The organism is Terrilactibacillus tamarindi, assembly GCF_009718825.1.
Taxonomy (GTDB): Bacteria; Bacillota; Bacilli; order Bacillales; family Sporolactobacillaceae; genus Terrilactibacillus; species Terrilactibacillus tamarindi.
The window spans coordinates 106,510-128,798 of record NZ_WNHB01000002.1 but is presented as its reverse complement, the minus strand read 5'-3'; the positions used below and the strand labels follow the sequence as shown (position 1 = coordinate 128,798).

The following is a 22,289-nucleotide window of genomic DNA, read 5'->3' as shown; positions in this document are numbered from 1 at the left end:
CAAAAGTAACCGTTATTGGAGGGAAATCGATGAAAGTCGTTATTGCTATTGATTCGTTTAAGGGATCGCTATCGAGCATCGAGGGCGGTAAAGTGATTGAGACTGTATGTAAGCAGCAAAATATAGAAGATGTTGTCATGTTGCCGCTGGCTGATGGTGGCGAAGGAACAGTTGATGCTTTTCTACATATTTTAGGTGGAGTTCGTAAGAGAGTCGAGGTTCTAGACCCCCTTCATCGTCCAATACAGGCAGATTACGGTTGGATAGAAGAGTCTAAGTTAGCTATTATTGAAACGGCTGCGGCATCTGGACTTCCGCTCCTCGTTGATGAAGAGCGTGACCCGTATCGAACGTCAACGTATGGAACAGGCCAATTAGTTAAAGATGCCCTTGATCAAGGTGCCACAGACATCATTATTGGATTAGGTGGTAGTGCAACGATCGATGGTGGTGTTGGCTTTCTTCAAGCATTAGGTGTTGTTTTTTACCTTGAAGATGGTACGGCACTTCCTTTAGGAGATATCCACTTGGAAAAAATTTCTTCTATTAATATAGATCGTATGGATAGGCGACTTAAAGACAAACATTTGTTTATTGCTTCTGATGTAACAAATCCGTTAGTCGGACCAAAAGGAGCGGTTTACGTCTTTGGTGCTCAAAAGGGCTTAAAAAGCCAACATAGGGAATCTTTTGATCAAGCCATGGATCATTATCAACGTCTAGTGAAGGAAACACTCGGACGCGACGAATCAGAAACTTTAGGTGCCGGTGCGGCTGGAGGACTTGGTTTTGCTTTGTATGCCTTCTTTGGAGGTACCTTTCGAAGCGGTTTTGATCTTATTTGTCAGAAAGCCAACTTAGAAGAAAAGATATCAAAGGCTGATCTCGTCATTACTGGAGAAGGAAAAATCGACTCGCAATCTTTATACGGAAAGGTACCAATTGGTGTAAGCAGGATCGCTAAAAAATATCATGTCCCTGTCTTTGTCTTTACAGGACAAGCAGAAGGGGATTTATCAGAAGCATACAAAGAAGGTATTTCATCAATAATACCTATTATCGATGAAGTAACGACTCTTGACCATGCCATGAAAGAAGCGCCTCGTTACTTAGAACGTGCCGCTCGGCGTACCATTCAGATTTTACGAACCGGGCTTGCTCATTCAACCTACAAGAAATGACACATACAACAATCTAAACTAAAGAATGAGATTAAGAAGAAATGTGTTCATATTCCTCCCTTAATCTCTCTTTTTATAAAAATTTCAAGAGTAATAGGTGGATTGTTTCCATTAACATTTGATTTTTAAGTCTAACAACGATAGAATGTAACTTAATAAAGCGCTTTAATTCTTTTTGATTTCGCATACAATATACATAAGATTAATAGATATATATAAGAAGGGGGAGGAATGAATGAGTCGCGAGACATGGGCATTTATTGACTCAGGAATAAATACACCCGAATATAATATGGCTATGGATGAATGCTTGTTAGAATGGCATAGTAAAGGTGAATTGCCTCCTATCATCCGATTTTATGGATGGAATCCACCTGGCTTATCGGTCGGTTATTTTCAAAAAGTAGAAAAACGGATAGACAAGGAAGCGGTAGAGCAGAATGGATTTAGGCTTGTGCGGCGTCCTACGGGTGGAAGAGCTGTCTTACATGATGATGAATTAACTTATAGTGTGATTGTTTCAGAAGACCATCCAGAGATGCCTAAGTCTGTAACGCAAGCTTATCGTGTCATTTCTGAAGGATTACTTAAGGGATTTAGAAATCTCGGCTTACAGGCTGACTTTGCTATTCCTGAAGGGAAAACAGGCCAAACGTCTTCCGCAGTATGTTTTGAAGAGCCATCATGGTATGAACTTATTGTTGATGGCAGGAAAGCCGCAGGCAGTGCCCAAACACGTCAAAAAGGGGTCATCTTGCAGCATGGATCTATTCCGCTCTCCATTAACGAAAATGAACTCTTTTCATGCTTTCTTTACCCAAATGATCGAGTCAAAGAACGAGCGAAACGCACGTTTAAAGATAAAGCGATTGCGATCAACCACCTGATGGATAAAAAGGTGACATTGGATGAAGTGAAATCAGCCTTTTACCGTGGGTTCGAGGATGGCTTACATATTCAATTACAACCCTATAAATTAACTAAAGAACAGTTAGAAAAAATTGAAGATCTCGCTGATAACAAATATAAGACAGATGCCTGGAACTATACCCGCTAAAAGGAAGTGAAGACATGGCTAAAAAAGAAAAAGAAGTCCTTAGAAAACCTGATTGGTTAAAAATAAAATTAAATACAAACAAAGAATATACAGGCTTAAAGAAAATGATGCGTAGTCGTAATTTACACACCGTATGCGAAGAAGCACGATGTCCGAATATTCATGAATGCTGGGCTGAACGTAAAACAGCGACATTTATGATACTTGGTGATACTTGTACCCGGGGATGCCGTTTTTGTGCGGTGAAGACGGGTCGTCCGACTGAACTTGACTTACTTGAACCTGAACGCGTGGCAACTTCCGTAGAGCAAATGCAATTGCGCCACGTGGTGGTTACGGCTGTTGCACGTGATGACTTAAATGATGGTGGGGCAGGTGTTTTTGCAGAAACGGTTAGAGCGATACGCCGAAAAGTACCTTTCTGTACGATTGAAGTACTACCTTCAGATATGAAAGGCGACGACGAAAGTTTAACAACCCTAATGGATGCTAAACCAGATATTTTTAATCATAATATTGAAACAGTCCGTCGTTTGACGAAGCGTGTTCGTGCGATTGCGACCTATGACCGCTCTCTAAATTTATTAAAGCGTGTTAAGGAATTGAGCCCAAATACGCCAACGAAGTCTAGTATTATGGTTGGTCTTGGTGAAACCAAAGAAGAATTAATGGAAGCGATGGACGATCTTCTTAAGCATAACGTAGATATATTAACGATCGGGCAATATCTCCAGCCAACACGAAAACATCTTGATGTGGTTCGCTACTATCACCCAGATGAATTTGCAGAGCTAAAAGAAATAGCTCTAGCAAAAGGCTTCCGTCATTGTGAGGCAGGTCCTCTTGTCCGCTCATCTTATCACGCCGATGAACAAGTAAATGAAGCAGCCAAAAGTAAACAAAAACAACATCCAGAATTTAAATAAGAATACTTAAATCTACCATTTACATGACGTACATTTCCATGAAATAATAAAAGCCACTCTAATTTTAGAGTGGCTTTTACTTTTAATGCGTGTTTAAATCAAGTGAAACGCTCATAGAACTCAATAACAAAGTTAAAGAAAAGCTGTTCGGAAGGCGCAAGTTCTCTCGATTTGGGCATTAAAAGACCGACAGTACGAACCACTTTAGGATCCTCGAGGGAAACAGTGACCACGTCTGGAGGCAAATTATAAGTCACCGTATTTTCCGGTAATATAGCCACACCAAATCCAGCTGAAACAAGTTGTTTGATTGTATCCATATCCTCACCCTCAAATGAAATGCTCGGGTTAAATCCAGCTTGCTGGCACGCATCACGAAATAACTCTTGCAAAGCCATTCCACGTCGAAAGGTAATAAATCGCTCCTCAGCGAGTTGGTTTAATAATATAGATGTTTGATTGGCTAGATGATGTTCGGAATGAAGAACAGCTACCATTTTTTCCTTAAATAAAACATGGCTATCAACAAGAGAATGTTCCTTTGGAAGAGGAGAGGCAAAGGCGATATCTATACCATCATTTTCAATTAATTGAGTGAGGTAAGAAAGAGTCCCTTGGTGCAGCTGAAACTGAATGGTTGGATGATCCATATTAAATTGTGAAAGGACGATCGGCAAAGTGTGAATGGCTAAACTTGTTGACAAGCCGAGATGGATTTTTCCAATTTCAGGATTAAGGTGTTCCTGGATTTTTTGTTTAGCTTTATCAAACTCTTTCAATCCTCGTTCAGCATGCTTCAAAAATAGTCTCCCCATGTGAGTTAACTTTACATTTCGACCTTCACGAGTAAATAATGAAACGCCAAGTTCTGCTTCCAGTAACGAAATCTGCCTGCTAATCGCTGATTGCGCAACATGAAGAGCTTCAGCTGTTTTCGTGACATGTTCACGCTTAGCTACCTCTATAAAATAAAGAATTTGTCTAAATTCCATTTTGTCGTCACCCTAACGTTCTAATATTGAGAACAATTCATTCTTAACTATATATTGTATAGATAAATGAATAAAGAGTAAAATCTAATTACCATACTTTTCGGAAAAAACAGGACAAATTTATATAAGTGGACCATATATATAAATAAAAACAATGGCTTTTAAAAAAGGATTCGCAGTCTTAAACATATAAGAAGAGGCGAGCGTAAAATCCACTTATCTGTTTTGCAATTCCATTAACTTACGAAGGTAGAGATTTTCTTAAATATACGACAGAAGGAAGGATGCTGTAATGAAGGATCTTTTAAGACAAAACGGGCTATATCAATCGGAATTTGAACATGACGCTTGTGGTATAGGTCTTTACGCTGATATCAAAGGCAGACCCTCACATGACATCGTGAAAACGGCACTTGAAATGTTAGCAAGACTTGATCACCGTGCCGGTAAAGGCAGTGATGGAACGGGAGATGGAGCTGGACTTTTAGTTCAGATTCCACATGACTTTTTTAACTCTGTATGCTCGTTCTCACTTCCAGAAGCAGGTCAATATGGCGTTGGTATGTTATTCTTACCACAAGATCATTCAAAACGTCAGAATATTATAGAAACTGTTAAAAATATTATTAAAGAAAAGAACTATACGTTTTACGGCATCCGTGAAGTGCCAGTTTTAGCTGAATCTATAGAACCTATAGCTAGACAAGAGGCTCCTCATATTGTTCAATTATTTGTTGGTGGTAACGATCAGCTTTCTGATAGTTTAGACTATCAACTTTATACATTGAGAAAAACACTTGAACAACGTATAGGAAAAGAACTTTACATCGCTAGTTTATCTAGTAAGACCATCGTATTTAAAGGGATGCTTTGTGCTGAAGAAGTGTCTGGTTATTACACAGATCTTAAGGATGAGCAGTTTGTTTCAGCTATCGCTCTTGTCCATTCAAGATTTAGTACGAATACGTTCCCAAGTTGGGAACGTGCTCACCCAAACCGTATGATCGTTCATAATGGTGAAATTAATACGATACGTGGAAATGCAAACTGGTTTAATGCGCGTGCAAAAACATTAGATAAAGACTATAGTAACCAAATTATTGACCGTGACGGCAGTGACTCGGCAATATTTGATAATGTATTAGAATTTTTAACAATGAATGGTGTTCCTTTAGCTCATGCTATTATGCTCATGGTTCCTGAACCATGGGAAAAAGACCAAGATATGCCAGATTCATTGAAAGCATTCTACGAATATAACAGTCGCTTTATGGAGCCATGGGATGGACCAATGGCACTTGGATTCTCAAATGGAAAACAAGCAGGAGCGATTATGGACCGTAATGGATTAAGACCTGCACGTTATTATGTCACACATGATGACCGATTAATCTATTCATCAGAAGTCGGTGTGGTGGACCTTGATCCTTCACAAATCAAGGAAAAGCGTCATTTAAAACCAGGTCATGTTCTTCTTGTTGATACGGAAAAAGGCCAAATCATTCCAAGCGACCAGTTGAAAAAAGAGATAAGCGAGACAAACGAATACGCTAAGTTATTAGAAAAGTCGATAACTTTTGTGAAATCTTCATTAGATAAACATCAGTCGACATCTTATCGTGATCGATTAGATCGACTTTATCTACAAAAAGTGAATGGCTATACGTACGAAGAAGTTGTTAAAGGGATTCAAGTGATGTCGGAAACAGGAAAAGAACCTGTTGGATCAATGGGATACGACGCACCACTTGCGGTTTTGTCGGAACGTCCACAATTACTTTTTAACTATTTTAAACAATGGTTTTCTCAAGTTACGAATCCACCAATTGATGCGATTCGTGAAGAACATGTTATTTCCAAAGTGACATGGTTAGGTAAGCAGCCAAATATTTTGGAACCGACAAACAGTGATACGAAACAAATTAAGTTAGAACATCCAATATTGGATGAAAGTCAATTTGAAACGATTCAAAATGGCTTACTACCTGTAGCGACATTAAGTTTAACATTTAATGTAAATGATGGAAAAGCCGGATTAAAACAAGCTTTGGATGCCTTATTCCAAGAAGCAGAAGCTGCCATTCAAAACGGACATCAATTGATCATTCTGTCTGATCGTGATGTGGATGCTGAGCATGCCCCAATCCCATCGCTTCTTGCTGTTAGCGGGCTTCACCATGACCTCATCAAAAAAGGCTTAAGGACGTCTGCTAGTATCGTTGTTGATTCAGCTGAACCTAGAGATAGTCATCATATGTCTGCTTTACTTGGATTTGGTGCTGATGCCATTTATCCATATATGGCTTTTGAAGCAATCAAAGATTTGATTAAGGATGGACACCTAAATAAATCAGAAGCTGAAGCAAGTCAGAAATATATTAAAGCCCTCGTTGGCGGTATTGTTAAAGTAATGTCTAAGGTTGGAATATCGGCCATCCAAAGTTATCGCGGGGCCCAAACATTTGAAGCACTTGGTCTTTCAAAAGAAGTCATCGATCAATACTTTACAGGAACATTTTCTCAAATTGATGGGATCGGCCTTGAAGAAATTGCAGATGAAACCTTGAAACGCCATACCACTGCTACGAAAGAATGGGTATCTAAGCGTGTATCCCCTCTTGATCCAGGGAGTGATCTTCAATGGCGTCAAGAAGGCGAGTTTCATAAATTTAACCCAATGGCTATTTACAAGCTTCAACAAGCAGCACGTAAAAATGACTATGGATTATACCAAGAATATAAAACGTTAGTAGATGATTCACCTTACTCAACGATTAGAAGTCTTTTAGAAATTAAAAGTAATCGTCAGCCTGTACCATTAGACGAAGTAGAGCCAGTTGAATCGATATTTAAACGATTTAAAACAGGTGCGATGTCTTATGGATCGATTAGTAAGGAAGCACATGAAGCATTAGCCATTGCCATGAACCGAATCGGCGGTAAGAGTAATAGTGGTGAAGGCGGAGAAGAAGTTGAACGCTTTACACTAGATTCGAATGGTGATAATAGAAGAAGTGCAATCAAACAGGTGGCATCAGGCCGGTTTGGCGTAACGAGCCATTATTTATCCGAAGCTAATGAAATTCAAATCAAAATGGCACAAGGCGCAAAACCTGGTGAAGGCGGTCAATTACCAGCACACAAGGTCTATCCTTGGATTGCCGAAGTCCGTGGTGCTACGCCTGGCGTTGGATTAATTTCACCTCCTCCACACCATGATATTTATTCGATCGAAGACTTAGCTCAACTTATTTATGACTTGAAACGTGCAAATCCAACGGCTCGAATCAGTGTGAAGCTTGTAGCAAAAGCAGGCGTTGGAACCATTGCAGCTGGAGTAGCTAAAGGGTTAGCTGATGTCATCTTAATCAGTGGTCATGATGGCGGAACAGGAGCAGCTTCAAAATCGAGTATTGCTCATGCCGGAATTCCTTGGGAAATCGGTCTAGCTGAAGCACATCAGACTTTACTGTTAAATGGTCTTCGTAATCGCGTATCGTTAGAAGTTGACGGTAAATTAATGTCAGGTAAAGATGTTATAGTAGCTGCTTGTCTTGGTGCGGAAGAGTTTGGTTTCGCAACGGCTCCACTTGCTATATTGGGCTGTGTCATGATGAGAGCATGTCACTTAGATACATGTCCAGTGGGGATTGCGACACAAAATCCCGAATTGCGTAAGAATTTCACGGGAAGCCCTGATCACATTGTCAACTATATGCATTTTATTGCTGAAGACATTCGTGAAACCTTATCTCAAAATGGATTTCGTTCATTAGAAGAAGTCGTTGGACACGCTGAATTGTTAAAAGTCAGAGATAGCGTACAAAATCATTCAAAAGCGAGCCACTTAGATCTATCAAAAATGTTAGTTCAAACAGCTGAACAAGGCGAGAAGTGTAACTTTACTACACCTCAAAATCACGAATTAGATAAAACATTTGATTTCCGTGAGGTATTGCCTCAAACAAAAGCGGTTGTTGAGCGTGGGGAAACAGGACAATTTAACTTTAATATTAAAAACTCTGATCGTTCTGCAGGAACAACACTTGGCTATACGGTTACGACATCTACAAATGGTGTAGGATTTGAAGAGGATGCACTAGAACTCCAATTCAATGGTTATGCAGGTCAAAGCTTTGGTGCATTTGTACCAAAAGGGATCACCATGACACTTACCGGAGATGCCAACGACTATGTCGGTAAAGGACTTTCTGGAGGAAAACTCATTATTAAACCAAATGAAAATGAGGGTACCCCAGATGATAATCAAGCGATTATAGGGAATGTGGCTTTCTTTGGTGCGACAAGTGGTGAAGCTTACGTTCGAGGAACAGCAGGCGGAAGATTCTGTGTTCGAAATAGCGGTGCCAAAGTGGTCATTGAAGGGATCGGTGACAACGGTTGTGAATACATGACCGGTGGTACAGCCATTGTTCTTGGGCATATTGGAAAGAACTTTGCTGCTGGAATGTCAGGTGGCACGGCATACCTATTCAATGAATCCGGGGACATTTCCCAAATTGCAAATAAAGTTAACCAAGAAATGGTGAATATTGAAACCATTATTGATCTCGATGAACAAAAAGAAGTGAAAGAGCTCATAGAGAAATATGCTCATTATACGGGAAGTCCGAAAGCAGAAAAAATCCTTCTTCATTGGGAAGAATCTGTTACTCAGTTTGTGAAAATCATACCGAGTGATTATGAGCTCATGTTGTCGACAATTAAGAAACTTGAATCACAAGGATTATCACATGATGAAGCCGCTCAAAAAGCTTTTGAACTAAAAAAAAGTGGACACATCACAGTAGATCATGGAGACCCAAACTATCAACCGGCGTAAAGGGACAGTGAAACTGAAGGAGGAGGATTACTACCGTGGGGCAATTAATGGGTTTTGTAACTATAGATAAACAGAAACAAAAAGAAAGAAAAGGCTCTGAACGTGTTAATGACTGGAATGAATATAAACTACCGTTTCCAGAACAAGAATTGAAAGATCAAGCGGCTAGGTGTATGGACTGCGGGACACCGTATTGTCAAATGGGTGTGGAAATTAATCGCTCAACGAGTGGGTGCCCATTATACAATCTTATTCCTGAATGGAATGACCTTGTCTATCGAGGCTTATGGCAGGAAGCTTATCAACGTTTAATAAAAACAAACAACTTCCCAGAATTCACATCAAAAGCCTGTCCAGCACCGTGTGAAGGTTCATGTACCGCAGGTCTAGTGAGTGATCCGGTATCAATTAAGTCTATCGAAAAAGCAATTATTGATAAAGCGTTCGATGAGGGTTGGGTTAAACCTGAACCTCCTCTTAGACGCACAGGAAAACACGTTGCAGTTATTGGGTCTGGTCCTGCTGGCTTAGCAGCAGCTGACCAGTTAAACAAAATTGGACATTCTGTCACTGTATATGAACGTGACGACCGCATCGGCGGCCTACTCATGTACGGTATACCAAATATGAAAATTGAAAAATATGCTGTAGAACGTCGTGTTAAGCTGCTTCAAGCAGAAGGTATCCAATTTAAAACCAATGTTAATGTTGGAAAAGATGTAACAATGGAAGAATTGCATCAGACCTTTGATGCGGTTGTACTTGCAACAGGTGCTGGAAAACATCGTGAACTTTCGATTGAAGGAAGACAGCTTAAAGGGATTCATCCAGCTATGTCTTATTTAACAGCGAGCACAAAACATCTTCTTGATCCATCGTTTACCCTTGATGATGACTTGAATGCAAAAGGCAAAAATGTCATTGTTATTGGCGGTGGAGATACAGGAGCGGATTGTGTTGCAACAGCACTTAGACAAGGTTGCACAAGTGTTGTTCAATTTGGTAAACATGGTGAACTTCCAAAAGAACGGGCAACTTCTAATCCTTGGCCTGAGAATCCACGAATTTTCTCTTTAGATTATGCTTATGAAGAAGCAAAAGAAGTCTTAGGAAGAGATCCTCGTGAATACTATGTTGCAACAAACGCATTTATCGGCAACGAAGATGGACATGTGGTTTCTCTCACAACAGATACCTTTAAACAAGGTGAAAAGTCAGAAATGCGAACTTGGGATGCCGACTTGGTTTTAATTGCCATTGGTTTTGAAGGCGTTGAAGATGCAGTCTTTGAAGACATGGGAGTTGAAAAACTCGGTGGAACCATAAAAGCAGACAACAAAACGTATCAAACAAGTACAGATGGCGTCTTTGCTTGTGGTGATGCTAGACGTGGAGCAAGCCTTATTGTTTGGGCTATCCAAGAAGGAAGAAAAGCAGCGTGTGCCGTTGATCTTTATCTGGATAAAAAATTGGCAGCTAGTGGCCACTAAAGTTTTATACTATTAATTCAGTAATAAGAGAACAAAAAAACAAACTCGTATCGTTAGTTAATTAACTAAACGATACGAGTTTTTATTTTGTAAAAATGTGGTTGTTTTATTAAAAGAAGCCATGGGAATTGGTCTGTAAGGAACCAAATTAGAAAGGTGATGAGAGGCATGGGCATAGGAATAATTGCTTTAAAGCTTTTCTTGGGATTAATCGGATTACTGATTCTTGTTCGATTGCTAGGGAAAAAAGAAATGGTACAAGTTACTCCATTTGATTTCATATATGCCATTATCTTAAGTGAAATAATAGGAAATGCGGTTTACAGTAGTTCAATTAGTATCATTGATATGTTATTGTCTCTGGCTGTTTGGGGTGTCCTGATTTATGTTATTCAAATCCTTGTACAAAAAAATGATAAATCAAGAAGAGTGTTGAACGGTGTTCCATCGCCTCTTGTTTGGGATGGACAACTGCTCGTAGAGTCTTTCCGAAAAAATCTATTAGAAGTTGAACAATTCCGTGAGATGCTGCGTAGTAAAGGGATCTTCTCAATAAAAGAAGTTCGTTATGCGTTATTAGAAACAAACGGGACACTTAGTGTCATGAAACATGGAGATAAATTTGCCGAACCGTCAAGTCTTTTTGTTGATGAAGGGGAAATAGAGGAAACGGAATTGAAGACAAAGGGTAAAAATAAAGAATGGTTAATATCAAGTTTGAAGAAAGAGGGATATGAGAAGTTAGATGATATCTATTGTGCAGAATGGTCAAAGGAAAATGGATTTTATGTAGTGACTTATTCTGAGTCAAAAAATAATAAGAATATTAATATCTATAACCAATAGATTCCCCCTTGCTATTCTGTTTTTAAGTCTCTATAATAAGTGTATATAAATAATGTTGATCAGTTAGGAAAAGGACATGAGGTATCCTACACGACTTTTAGAGAGGGAAGATAAAGGTGAAAGCTTCCTAGTACGGAAAGATATCTTACCACCTTGGAACTTCAGCGGTGAACGATCAGTAGTCGCTGACGGCAGAACGCCGTTATCTCAATTAAAGTGCTATCGCTACGAGCGATGGAACAAGGGTGGAACCACGAGTATACAACACTCGTCTCTTTATTGAGACGGGTGTTTTTTATTTTTTCCGCATAACGGCGAATCTGTCCGATTGTTTCAATGACTTGGTAAGCGAAGCCAAAAGTCGAATTTGAAATTTTATTTTTAAAAAGGAGAAATAAAAGATGTCAAACATTCAATTAACTTTCCCTGATGGTTCAGTTCGTGAATATGATAAAGGCATTACATCAGAACAAGTGGCCCAATCTATCAGTCCAAGCTTAAAGAAAAAATCAGTTGCAGGTAAAATCGATGGACACTTAGTCGACTTAAATCGTCCTATTGAAGCCAGTGCCTCAATTGAAATTGTGCCGCAGAATTCAGATGAGGGATTAGAGATGATGCGTCATAGTTGTGCCCACTTGCTTGCACAAGCCTTAAAACGACTTTATCCTGATGTTAAATTAGGCATTGGACCAGTCATTGAAAATGGCTTCTACTATGACGTAGATATGGAACATACGTTAACGAAGGAAGATTTTCCTGCCATTGAAAAAGAAATGAAAAAAATCGTCAATGAGAACATCCCTATTGTTCGTAAACAAGTCAGTCGAGAAGAAGCCATCGCGATCTTTACAGAAATTAACGATCATTTAAAATTAGAATTGATCCGCGATCTTCCAGAAGATGCAGTTATCACGATTTATGAACAAGGAGACTTTTTTGATCTTTGCCGTGGCCCACACATCCCATCAACAGGTAAAATTAAAGCATTCAAATTAATGAGTGTGTCTGGTGCTTATTGGCGTGGAAATAGTGATAACCAAATGTTGCAAAGAATTTATGGCGTCGCTTTTCTAAATAAAAAAGAACTTGATGAACACCTACATTTTCTTGAAGAAGCAAAGAAAAGAGATCACCGTAAACTAGGAAAACAACTTGAATTGTTTATGTTCTCTGAGGAAGCTCCAGGGATGCCTTTCTACCTTCCAAACGGTCAAGTGATCCGTACAGAGCTAGAAAATTTCTCTCGTGAACTTCAACGTCAAGCCGACTATGAGGAAGTTCGTACGCCGCTTATGATGAATCAACGTTTATGGGAACAATCAGGACACTGGGATCATTACCATGAGAACATGTACTTCTCTGAAGTGGATCAAACGAGTTTTGCATTGAAACCCATGAACTGTCCGGGACATATGCTCGTCTTTAAAAATACGCTACATTCATACAGAGATCTTCCCATTCGCATGGCGGAATTTGGTCAAGTCCACCGTCATGAATTTAGCGGAGCTTTAAATGGGATGCTTCGTGTCCGTACGTTCACCCAAGATGATGCTCACCTCTTTGTAAGACCTGATCAGATTGAAGACGAGATCAAAAAGATCTTTACGTTAATTGATAAGATCTATAACACATTCGGATTTGATTATACGGTTGAACTATCAACGCGCCCAGAAGATTCAATGGGGAGTGATGAGCTTTGGGAACAAGCGGAAGCATCACTGACTCAAGTACTTAAGGATCTTAATATGCCATTTCATTTGAACGAAGGCGATGGTGCTTTCTACGGACCGAAAATCGACTTCCATATCAAAGATGCCTTAAGACGTAGCCATCAATGTGCAACGATTCAGCTCGATTTCCAAATGCCAGAGAAGTTCGATCTCTCCTATATCGATGAAAATAATGAAAAGGTTCGTCCAGTGGTTATCCACCGCGCGATCTATGGATCAGTTGATCGTTTCTTTGGAATCTTGATCGAACACTTTGGTGGGGCTTTCCCAACTTGGCTTGCTCCGGTGCAAGTTGAACTTATTCCAGTTGCCGATGTTCATTTAGATTATATCTACAAATTACAAAACGATCTTAAGGCACAAGGCGTTCGTGTCCATGTGGATGACCGTACAGAAAAATTGGGCTACAAAATTCGTGAAGCCCAAACACACAAAATCCCATACATGCTTGTTATTGGGGATGACGAAATTGCGAATAACGCTGTTAATGTCCGTAAATACGGCGAAAAAGCGTCTAATACTGTCTCATATGAAGACTTTAAAGCAAGTCTCTTAGAAGAAATTAAAAATCGCATCACACATGTTCAAAAATAATAATTAAAGCAAGATTTCTAGAAGAGTAAGCCTGATAATCACATATCAGAGCTTGCTCATTTTTTTTGTAAAAATAGCCAATTAAAAGAGCAAATGAAAGAGGCATCATTGTTCGACTGTAATTAGTTGCTTACTTTTTAAAAATGGTCGTAACGAATGATTTCGTTCCTTGACAAAAGTTTCTTTGGCTTTGGTTCTCCTTTGGGATATCCTAATCCCATAATTGCTACAATTCTTCGGTCATCAAGAATTAACAGTTGTTTTCTTACAAAACTTTCACGTTTTTTTGATTCATTCGGGTCTTCCGAATGATAGACCGCTCCAAACGCAGCACCTAATCCCTGTTCTACTGCGGACAACCAAATGAACCCGCAAGCAATGGATGCATCTTGTAGCCAATATTTACTGATCTCAGGGCGTCCTGTCACGACAATCGCAGCGGCCGCCTCTCGTAACCACGGGACGAACGGGGTAGTATGGACTAACTGATCCATCGTCTCACGCTTTACGGTTAGTATAAATTCCCTAGAAGGCAAATGATTCCCTGATGGAGATAGAAATGCTGCTTCCAATACCTTTTCCAATGTTTCTTCCGGAATCTTCTTATCTTGAAAATTTGTGACTTCTCTTCTATTCTGGATGGCTTCTAATACGTTCATATCCTTCACCTCTCAATAATTTGTTATAAGTTAATAATAGCAAAATCAAAGGTGAATCTAAACTAATCCTAGAGATTTTCTTTGAATTAGGTTGAAAATGACAAATTGATGAAGCAAAATCCTTTTTTTATGTAGGCGCTCACGGATCTACATGGTCATTCTGTTTAAATAACGATAACCCCTCACGATCTATTTAAAAGTGGTGAGGGGGGGGTTGAATTTTGGCTCTTTCGTCACTTGTGGTAACCACTACCACATATGACAAAGAGCCTTAAAAAATTTAGTTCTTTTTAGGGTATAGGGTGAAGGTTCATTTCATAACAAAAACGACTGTTTAGTTATTTATTTTATCGCTCATTTTTAAGTGAAATTTTCCCAATTTGAATGAGAATTGAGTGGATACTTTTTTGAAATATATTGAATAAAAGAAGACGCTATTCACAAACTAATAACAAATAAGTAATAGAGGTGGATTTATAATTGAAAAAGACCTGTTTGCTATTCTTTGTTGTACTATTAATGTTTTCTAGTAATCCCAAAGCGTTTGCTAAGGAAAATATACCTGAAATAAATGCAAATGAGCAATCTTTATCCCAATACACAACTTCAGAAAAGCTTTTAATTGCATTACTAGAACCTGATATCCAGAGAATTGTTGATGAACAATATGGTAAGAAGATGACTGTTAGTCCATTTAAAGTGGATTTCATTACTTCAATGACTAATGGTGCTGGCAAAGGTGAACAACTCCAAAGTTGGTATCAAATGGATGTTTATACTTTTGTTAATGAAGGGCATAAAAAACCTACTCTTGACCGTTTGATTTTAAAAATTAATGCACCCTACTTTGGGAAAATTAAAGTTAGTGGAGAAATGAGAGATATAAAAGTGGAATTAGTGAAGTACTCTAAAGGCATACTTTAAACAAAAGTTAATGTATACAAAGCGTCCTATCCCTAAATCTTGATGACCTAAATGTAAGAGAACCCATATTAAGCAATCAAGAGTTTTGCAAGACCGTGGACTTAAGTCTGCGGTCTACACTAGACTAGGCAACTAGTCCCAGACTGTAGACGACGTCCATTTATGGATGATGTTTACAGTTTCTTGTTTTATAATTAATAATAGAAATATAGAGACACATATGGATTATTTTAATGGCCAGGCTATTTCTAATCAAAGCTTCTAATAATAGTGAGTTAGAAACGTTCAAAGCGATAATTTCCGTACATTCTTCTACAATCGCCATACGGGAGTTTACCTGATTGCCTCAATAGGGTATTAAAAGAGTGTCAATCTAGTAAAAAAATAACTGTCCTAAAAAATTCTTTATCACTTTTTATGTAGATTTTTGATATAATATATGTACTTTTTGTGAAGAAAATTGTCGGTGTTTGATGAATCACGATTTGATTAACCGCTTATAGAATGTTATTATTTTACCTTGGGTCTTAATTCTAACCAATTCTTTTTTTTCCCTCATTTGTAATTCGAAATTCTGCTCTTTTTAACCATTTCGAGAGTCTTTATCAATCCAATTTAAAACTGATTAATGATAATGTTATATCGTTGCTTTTATCTTGAATAATACAATATATTGTGGTAAGTTTAATATTAACAACAAGATGTAGTATTTGGTTCGGGAAACGGGTATATCAGTACTACAAGACATAGAAGTAAAAACACTAAGGAAAGTGATAACCTCACTTCTTTTAACGTGTTCTCTCTAAAAAACAATGAATCTGAAATATTAGCAAGGAAAAGGTGACCGTTTCATGCTTATTCTCTATGAAACTATGACGGGAAACGTCAAACGATTTTTGAACAAAGTAGGATTAGAGCATCAACCGATTGATCGTCAATCCCACATTGATGAACCTTTTATATTAGTGACAAATACGATAGGATTCGGCCAGCCCCCTGAATCGGTAACTGAATTTTTATCTTATAATGGTCACTTTATAAGAGCCGTTGCTGCAAGTGGAAACCGCAATTGGGGACCAAATTTTGCACACTCTGCTGATGTTATTTCGGCAAAATACAACGTGCCTATTCTGTATAAGTTCGAGTTGGGTGGAACGCTTCAAGACGTAATGACATTTCGTGAAAGGGTGAACGCATTTGATCGAAGCAATGACAAAGTCGCACATTGAATTAAATAATGAAATGATGCAAAGAGGAGAAGACGGGTTTTATCGTCTTGAGAAGGATAAAGAAGCGATTGAAGCTTTTATGGTTGAAGTGGATCAAAAAATGGTCAAATTTTCAAGTGTATTAGAACGGATTCATTATTTAGTTAATGAACATTTTTATTATGATGTTTTTGCTGAATATACAGAAGAACAAGTTCAACATATCCACGAATTGGCTAATAGCTTTAACTTTAAGTTTCAATCGTACATGGCAGCAAGCAAATTCTATCGTGATTATGCGATGAAAACAGACGATAAAAAGCGTTATCTTGAGCATTATGCCGATCGTGTGGCGATTGTCGCTCTCTATCTTGCACGCGGAAATGCCTTGAAAGCTGAGGCCTTTACACGTTCGATGATGGAACAACGTTATCAACCAGCAACGCCTACTTTTCTAAATGCAGGTAAAGCCCGTCGTGGTGAATTGGTGTCTTGTTTTCTACTTGAAGTGGATGACTCCTTAAACTCGATTAACTACATAGAGAGCACAGCCCAACAACTCTCAAAAATCGGTGGAGGCGTGGCTATCAACCTTTCTAAAATTCGTGCGCGTGGAGAATCGATCAAAGGCGTTGAAGGTGTGGCAAAGGGAGTTGTTCCTGTTGCACGTAAATTGCAACTAGGTTTCTCCTATGCTGATCAGCTTGGTCAACGTCCAGGTGCCGGGGCAGCTTATTTAAACATTTTCCACTGGGATGCACCTGAATTTCTAGATACAAAGAAAGAGAATGCTGACGAAGACATCCGCTTGTCGACCTTATCAATTGGTCTTATCGTACCTGGGAAATTTTTCGAACTCGCGGAGAAAGGTGAACCATTTTATATGTTCGCACCCTACACGGTGTATAAAGCCTATGGACGTCATCTTGATGATATGGATATCGAAGAGATGTACGATGAATTGGTACAAAACGATGCCGTTAAAAAGAAAAGTGCGGACGCTCGCGAGTTTTTAAATATTATTGCCCAAATGCAAATGCAATCAGGTTATCCTTATATTTTCTTTAAAGACAATGCAAATAAAAACCACGCTCTAAGTAGCCTTGGACAAGTCAAAATGTCCAATCTTTGTACTGAAATCTTTCAACTTCAAGAAACGTCTACGATTAATGATTATGGCGTAGAGGATATCATACGACGTGACATTTCTTGTAATCTTGGCTCATTAAATATCGTTAATGTTATGGAAAGCGGGAAGCTACAAGAATCCATTCACGATGGTATCGATGCATTAACTCAAGTCAGTGATATGACGGACATAACAAATGCTCCAGGTGTTCGAAAAGCAAATAATGAACTTCACTCCGTCGGACTTGGCGCCATGAATCTTAATGGCTATCTAGCGAAAAATCAAATCGCTTATGAGTCAGAAGAAGCCCGTGATTTTGTCAGAACCTTCTTCTCTATTGTTAATTATTACTCGATCGAAAAATCGATGGAGATTGCCAAAGAACGTGGTAAACCCTTCGATGGTTTTGAAAAATCAAGCTATGCGGATGGCACATATTTTAATAAATATCGAGTGGAATCTTTTGCTCCACGAACTGAGAAAGTCAAAGAGCTATTTAAAGGTATTGCCATTCCTACACCAGAAGACTGGAACAATCTTAGTGACGAAGTAAAGGAAAATGGCTTATACAATGCCTATCGTTTGGCTATCGCACCAACACAGTCTATTAGCTATGTTCAAAATGCAACAAGTTCCGTGATGCCTGTCGTTAATATTATTGAACGCAGAAAATATGGCAATAGTGAAACGTTCTATCCAATGCCTTTCTTATCTCCACAGACGATGTGGTACTATAAATCAGCTTTTCAAACGAATCAATACCGTGTGATTGATTTGATTGCTGAAGCGCAGCAGCATGTCGACCAAGGGATTTCGACCATCCTTTATGTCGATAGCATGACGAGTACACGTGAACTTGCCCGTCTGTACGCTTATGCCCATAAAAAAGGGTTGAAATCACTTTACTACACAAGAACGCAACTATTATCACCTGAAGAATGTACGTCTTGCTCAGTGTGAGGGGAGTTACAATAGATGAAAGCTATCAATTGGAATACAAATGCGAATCAAGTCGCAAAAATTTACTGGAAACAAAACTTAAATCAATTCTGGACAGAGGAAGCATTCAAAGTATCCCGTGACTTGTCTGATTGGGATAACATGCTTGAAGATGAACAAACCACTTATGTTGAAGTGCTGTCTGGATTAACGGGTCTTGACCGTGAACAAGGCGATGAAGGCATGCCTTTAATCGGATACCACCACGATAATATGCATGAACAAGCCGTCTTTTCATGGATGGCCATGATGGAGCATGTTCACGCAAAAAGTTATTCACATATTTTCTCAACTCTGATTCCCTCGAGTAAAACGGATTATTATCTTGGCGTATGGGTAGATGAGCAGCCAGAACTCCAAGAAAAATATCGTCTTATCTCTTATTGGTATCATAAACTTTTAGCACCTAAAGTGACGTCGTTTGATCGATATATGGCGATGGTTGCTTCCGTCTTTCTTGAAAGTTTCTCATTCTATAGCGGCTTCTTCTATCCAGTTTATCTATCAGGACAAGGTCGCATGATTGCAAGTGGAGAAATCATTCGCAAAATCATTCAAGATGAATCGATTCACGGAAGTTTCACAGGAATGGTAGCCCAGCGCCTATACAACGAAGACTTAACTGTAGCTGAACAAGAACAAGCGGATAAAGAAACTTACAAGCTACTTGATCAACTGCTTGAACTTGAAAAAACATATACAGAAAAAATCTATAAAAAAATCAATCTAGAAAAAGACGTTTATGATTATGTTAAATACAATGCCAACCGAGCATTACAAAACCTTGGAAAAGATGATCGCTATGAACATGATCCTGTCAGCCAGATCGTATTAAATGGAATTGATACAAGTACAGTCAATCACGATTTCTTCTCAACTAAAGGGGATTATGTTGTACCATTAAACATTGAGCCATTAACTGATGATGACTTTGACTTCTCTGATGTAGAATTGCAAAAATAATATAAGTAGGACTGTGCACCCTTTAATATGAGGTGCACAGTTTTTGTTTTAGTAGGAAGTCTATACGGTTGTGCAAATAGGATGACAGGTGGTGCAATTCGCTGCTGAAGTGGTGCAATTCGATGCTGAAGTGATGCAATTCGGTGCTGAAGTGGTGCAATTTGCTGCTGAGGTGGTGCAATTCGATGCTGAGGTGGTGCAATTCGCTGCTGAGGTGGTGCAATTCGCTGATGAGGCGGTGCAATTCGATACTGAGGCGGTGCAATTCGCTGCTGAGGCGGTGCAATTCGCTGATGAGGCGGTGCAATTCGCTGCTGAGGCGGTGCAATTCGCTGCTGAGGCGGTGCAATTCGCTGCTGAAGTGGTGCAATTCGGTGCTGAGGTGGTGCAATTCGCTGCTGAGGTGGTGCAATTAGGTAGTCAGGTGGTGCAATTCGCTGCTGAGGTGATGCAATAGAGGTGTGAGGAAGTGCAATTAAGGTATGACGTATGTATGCAATCTAACCTAAAGTGTGGATGTCCATTCATATAAAGTGTTCAATTAGCAGGTCTTTACGCGATAAATTCAAAAAGAAGACAAGTTTACTCCATGAATCTGTCACAAATCAATAGATTGAACCAAGTATACATATGGTAAAATAAGTCTATTAATAAAATGACTATCCCATTAAGGACAAAGAATGGAGTGAGTAGAAATGTCACCAAATCAAAAAAGAACGTTTAAAGCAATTGCATCAGTTATTTTTATAGCAAGTTCGATTGCCTATATGATTAACGACAAATTTCATTATAGTCTCATTACATTGGTCATTGGATTTCTATTTTGTATAAGTGCTTTATTTCAAAAGAACGTGAAAAATTATGCTAAAAAGAAATGAATAATGAACTTCTAGTGCGGATTATTAAGCATAAAGAGTGAACAGTTATAGTTAAGTGTCTACCATTTCAATCGTCTGCAAGATTAATGTATGATTAACTAAAAAGGCGGTTTTTGAAATGCTATTTCACTATCATTTTTGGACACCTTTTGTTGAAGAAACTGAAGCTTTCTACAAAGCTAATGGTTTTCGTGTTTTTCAAAGAATTGGAAGATATCACGGCAATTTTCAAACATTTAATCCCCCACAAAACTGGGATGAATTTAGAAATAAGACTATTATCTTTCGAATTATTGAAATGAAAAAGGGTTCCATTAATATTACCTTTGGTTATGGAAAGAAAGTTATGTTTGATCATATTGGCTTTTTGGTGTCAGATAACGACAATCAAAAGATCATTAACAAGGCACGTAAAATGAATCTAAATGTACAAGTGAATGAAAGAAGAACCTTTATCGGGACGCCTTTTGGTTTTCGAATTGAACTCCAAACTCATAAGGATGCTGTAGAATCAGTAAATAGTCCTACTAAAATAAACAAGTTAGAAATCGCCACAAAATCATCTAATCTTTCGCAATTCCTAATGAATCTATTCGAAGTAGATATCCCCCAGATCATTTCAACAGTTGGAAACAAAACAACCATCACAAGAGCCACATTCAGTCATATAGAATTGAAAAAGTCCCTAGATCCAAATGGCGTCACACTACAAATTGAATGATGATAATAGAATTTAACTATTCATACCAGAGTATTAGTCAATCTCTTTAAGATGATTAAAACTTAATGTAACAAAAAAGGTACTAGGTGGAGGGGTTAAAGAGTGAGAGGACAATATAAATATTAATGTTCCAAAATATCTAAAACAGCTCAATTTTGAGTTTGTTTTTAAAAGAGCTTGAACACCATGTCATTTATGGATTTCAACCTTTGTCCCAATAGGAACTCTCGTTGATAGTTCTAGAACATCTTGATTATACATTCTAATACAACCTAGAGAGACATCCTTACCGATTGAAGCTGGATTATTTGTTCCATGAATCCCGTAATGAGGTTTCGATAAGCCCATCCAAAACACTCCAAATGGTCCGCCTGGGTTAGGTTGTTTGTTGATTATGGTATATGAACCGATTGGTGTTGGCGTTAATATTTTTCCAACAGCAATTGGGTACTCTTTTATCAGAGTATTATCGTCCATGAGTTTTAATTTATGTTGAGAGGTTGATACATCAATCCATTGCACCATTTTGTTCAACTCCATTTTTTTGAATATTGTATGAGGTTCCCTTAGCAATGGTGATTCTTGAATTAGAGGAAAAAGGAAAAAGGGGCACCAAAAGTTGGTACCCTAAAAGACGTTGGCAATAATTGATTTTAATTGGGGGGTAGGTTGACTCAAAGCTTAGAAGTAAAAGGCACCAACAATGATTAACAAAATGAAAAGAACGACGATTAAAGCAAAACTGTTTTTGTTATTAGAATCATAAGAGTTATCTTCGTATCCCATCTATATACACCTCCTTTGTCGTCAGTCAACATATCATATGAAATTATTGATGTCTTAGAAAGGTATAAATGATTGAAAAAAAGCCCCTTCTCCAATTCGGAAAAGGGTACTAAATAGTATCTTAATTTTACTCTTTTATTTAGAATATCGGATACAAATTATGAGAGGGATGTTTAACCGTTTTTGTAAATGTACCATAGACATGACCGCACTTATCACAATAGGCTATGTGAAACCAAGCATCTCCGTTTTTGCATTTTTCTATACTTTCCGTTGATACGATATGCTCTTTTCCTACAACTTCACAATGTGGACATTTGATTTCTACCATTACGATCCATCTCCTTTTTATATTAGAAA

General features: G+C 38.4%; 19 protein-coding genes and 1 other annotated feature. Of the genes, 14 read left to right on the top strand and 5 right to left on the bottom strand.

Going from position 1 to position 22,289, the window contains the following annotated elements:
• Positions 1–29 precede the first annotated feature (29 nt).
• The 3 genes from GMB86_RS01805 (at position 30) to lipA (ending at position 3,164) form a co-directional block, all read left to right on the top strand.
• The gene (locus tag GMB86_RS01805; protein ID WP_155216227.1) at positions 30–1,181 is read left to right on the top strand and encodes a glycerate kinase family protein; all 1,152 of its coding nucleotides are present in this window, start codon (positions 30–32) and stop codon (positions 1,179–1,181) included.
• A 235-nt stretch (positions 1,182–1,416) separates the two neighbouring features.
• On the top strand, positions 1,417–2,238 hold the full coding sequence (locus GMB86_RS01800; RefSeq protein WP_155216225.1) for a lipoate--protein ligase family protein: 822 nt from the start codon (positions 1,417–1,419) through the stop codon (positions 2,236–2,238).
• Positions 2,239–2,252: 14 nt separating this feature from the next.
• Positions 2,253–3,164, top strand: coding sequence for a lipoyl synthase (gene lipA, locus GMB86_RS01795; RefSeq protein WP_155216223.1), 912 nt, complete (start codon positions 2,253–2,255; stop codon positions 3,162–3,164).
• A 98-nt stretch (positions 3,165–3,262) separates the two neighbouring features.
• Here the strand turns inward: lipA and GMB86_RS01790 are convergent, their stop codons facing one another.
• The gene (locus tag GMB86_RS01790; RefSeq protein ID WP_155216221.1) at positions 3,263–4,156 is read right to left on the bottom strand and encodes a LysR family transcriptional regulator; all 894 of its coding nucleotides are present in this window, start codon (positions 4,154–4,156) and stop codon (positions 3,263–3,265) included.
• Between the two features lie 292 nt (positions 4,157–4,448).
• Here GMB86_RS01790 and gltB point away from each other — a divergent pair, with 292 nt between their 5' ends.
• From gltB to thrS, 4 genes are all read left to right on the top strand, one after another.
• A complete protein-coding gene (gene gltB, locus GMB86_RS01785) occupies positions 4,449–8,999 on the top strand; it encodes a glutamate synthase large subunit (RefSeq protein ID WP_155216219.1) in 4,551 nt (1,516 codons plus the stop codon).
• Between the two features lie 35 nt (positions 9,000–9,034).
• Complete coding sequence (locus tag GMB86_RS01780) at positions 9,035–10,489, top strand: glutamate synthase subunit beta (RefSeq protein ID WP_329602704.1); 1,455 nt, start codon at positions 9,035–9,037, stop codon at positions 10,487–10,489.
• Positions 10,490–10,657: 168 nt separating this feature from the next.
• Positions 10,658–11,335 (top strand): DUF421 domain-containing protein, encoded by a 678-nt coding sequence (locus tag GMB86_RS01775; RefSeq protein WP_155216217.1) that lies wholly within the window; start codon positions 10,658–10,660, stop codon positions 11,333–11,335.
• A 56-nt stretch (positions 11,336–11,391) separates the two neighbouring features.
• Positions 11,392–11,614: a binding site (T-box leader), on the top strand.
• A 122-nt stretch (positions 11,615–11,736) separates the two neighbouring features.
• Positions 11,737–13,662: a threonine--tRNA ligase gene (thrS, locus tag GMB86_RS01770; protein WP_155216215.1), complete on the top strand. Its 1,926-nt coding sequence runs from the start codon at positions 11,737–11,739 to the stop codon at positions 13,660–13,662.
• 137 nt (positions 13,663–13,799) lie between these two features.
• Here thrS and GMB86_RS01765 read toward each other — a convergent pair whose 3' ends face one another.
• Positions 13,800–14,321, bottom strand: coding sequence for a nitroreductase family protein (locus tag GMB86_RS01765; RefSeq protein WP_155216213.1), 522 nt, complete (start codon positions 14,319–14,321; stop codon positions 13,800–13,802).
• Between the two features lie 480 nt (positions 14,322–14,801).
• Here GMB86_RS01765 and GMB86_RS01760 point away from each other — a divergent pair, with 480 nt between their 5' ends.
• The 7 genes from GMB86_RS01760 (at position 14,802) to GMB86_RS01730 (ending at position 21,143) form a co-directional block, all read left to right on the top strand.
• A complete protein-coding gene (locus tag GMB86_RS01760) occupies positions 14,802–15,245 on the top strand; it encodes a DUF3888 domain-containing protein (protein ID WP_155216211.1) in 444 nt (147 codons plus the stop codon).
• 851 nt (positions 15,246–16,096) lie between these two features.
• Positions 16,097–16,474, top strand: a complete 378-nt coding sequence (nrdI, locus tag GMB86_RS01755) for a class Ib ribonucleoside-diphosphate reductase assembly flavoprotein NrdI (RefSeq protein ID WP_155216209.1) — start codon at positions 16,097–16,099, stop codon at positions 16,472–16,474.
• A complete protein-coding gene (nrdE, locus tag GMB86_RS01750) occupies positions 16,455–18,542 on the top strand; it encodes a class 1b ribonucleoside-diphosphate reductase subunit alpha (protein WP_155216409.1) in 2,088 nt (695 codons plus the stop codon). Before nrdI ends, nrdE begins: the two co-directional genes overlap by 20 nt.
• Positions 18,543–18,557: 15 nt before the next feature.
• Positions 18,558–19,544, top strand: a complete 987-nt coding sequence (gene nrdF, locus GMB86_RS01745) for a class 1b ribonucleoside-diphosphate reductase subunit beta (protein WP_155216207.1) — start codon at positions 18,558–18,560, stop codon at positions 19,542–19,544.
• A 91-nt stretch (positions 19,545–19,635) separates the two neighbouring features.
• Positions 19,636–20,001: a hypothetical protein gene (locus GMB86_RS01740; protein WP_155216206.1), complete on the top strand. Its 366-nt coding sequence runs from the start codon at positions 19,636–19,638 to the stop codon at positions 19,999–20,001.
• A 238-nt stretch (positions 20,002–20,239) separates the two neighbouring features.
• Positions 20,240–20,422, top strand: coding sequence for a hypothetical protein (locus GMB86_RS01735; RefSeq protein WP_155216205.1), 183 nt, complete (start codon positions 20,240–20,242; stop codon positions 20,420–20,422).
• Between the two features lie 118 nt (positions 20,423–20,540).
• Positions 20,541–21,143 carry a hypothetical protein gene (locus GMB86_RS01730; RefSeq protein WP_155216203.1) on the top strand — a complete coding sequence of 201 codons (603 nt, stop codon included), beginning with the start codon at positions 20,541–20,543 and terminating at the stop codon, positions 21,141–21,143.
• Positions 21,144–21,332: 189 nt separating this feature from the next.
• Here the strand turns inward: GMB86_RS01730 and GMB86_RS01725 are convergent, their stop codons facing one another.
• From GMB86_RS01725 to GMB86_RS01715, 3 genes are all read right to left on the bottom strand, one after another.
• Positions 21,333–21,668 (bottom strand): L,D-transpeptidase, encoded by a 336-nt coding sequence (locus GMB86_RS01725; RefSeq protein ID WP_155216201.1) that lies wholly within the window; start codon positions 21,666–21,668, stop codon positions 21,333–21,335.
• 156 nt (positions 21,669–21,824) lie between these two features.
• The gene (locus tag GMB86_RS01720) at positions 21,825–21,929 is read right to left on the bottom strand and encodes a YjcZ family sporulation protein (protein ID WP_155216199.1); all 105 of its coding nucleotides are present in this window, start codon (positions 21,927–21,929) and stop codon (positions 21,825–21,827) included.
• 139 nt (positions 21,930–22,068) lie between these two features.
• A complete protein-coding gene (locus GMB86_RS01715) occupies positions 22,069–22,260 on the bottom strand; it encodes a transcriptional regulator (RefSeq protein ID WP_155216197.1) in 192 nt (63 codons plus the stop codon).
• Positions 22,261–22,289: the final 29 nt, after the last annotated feature.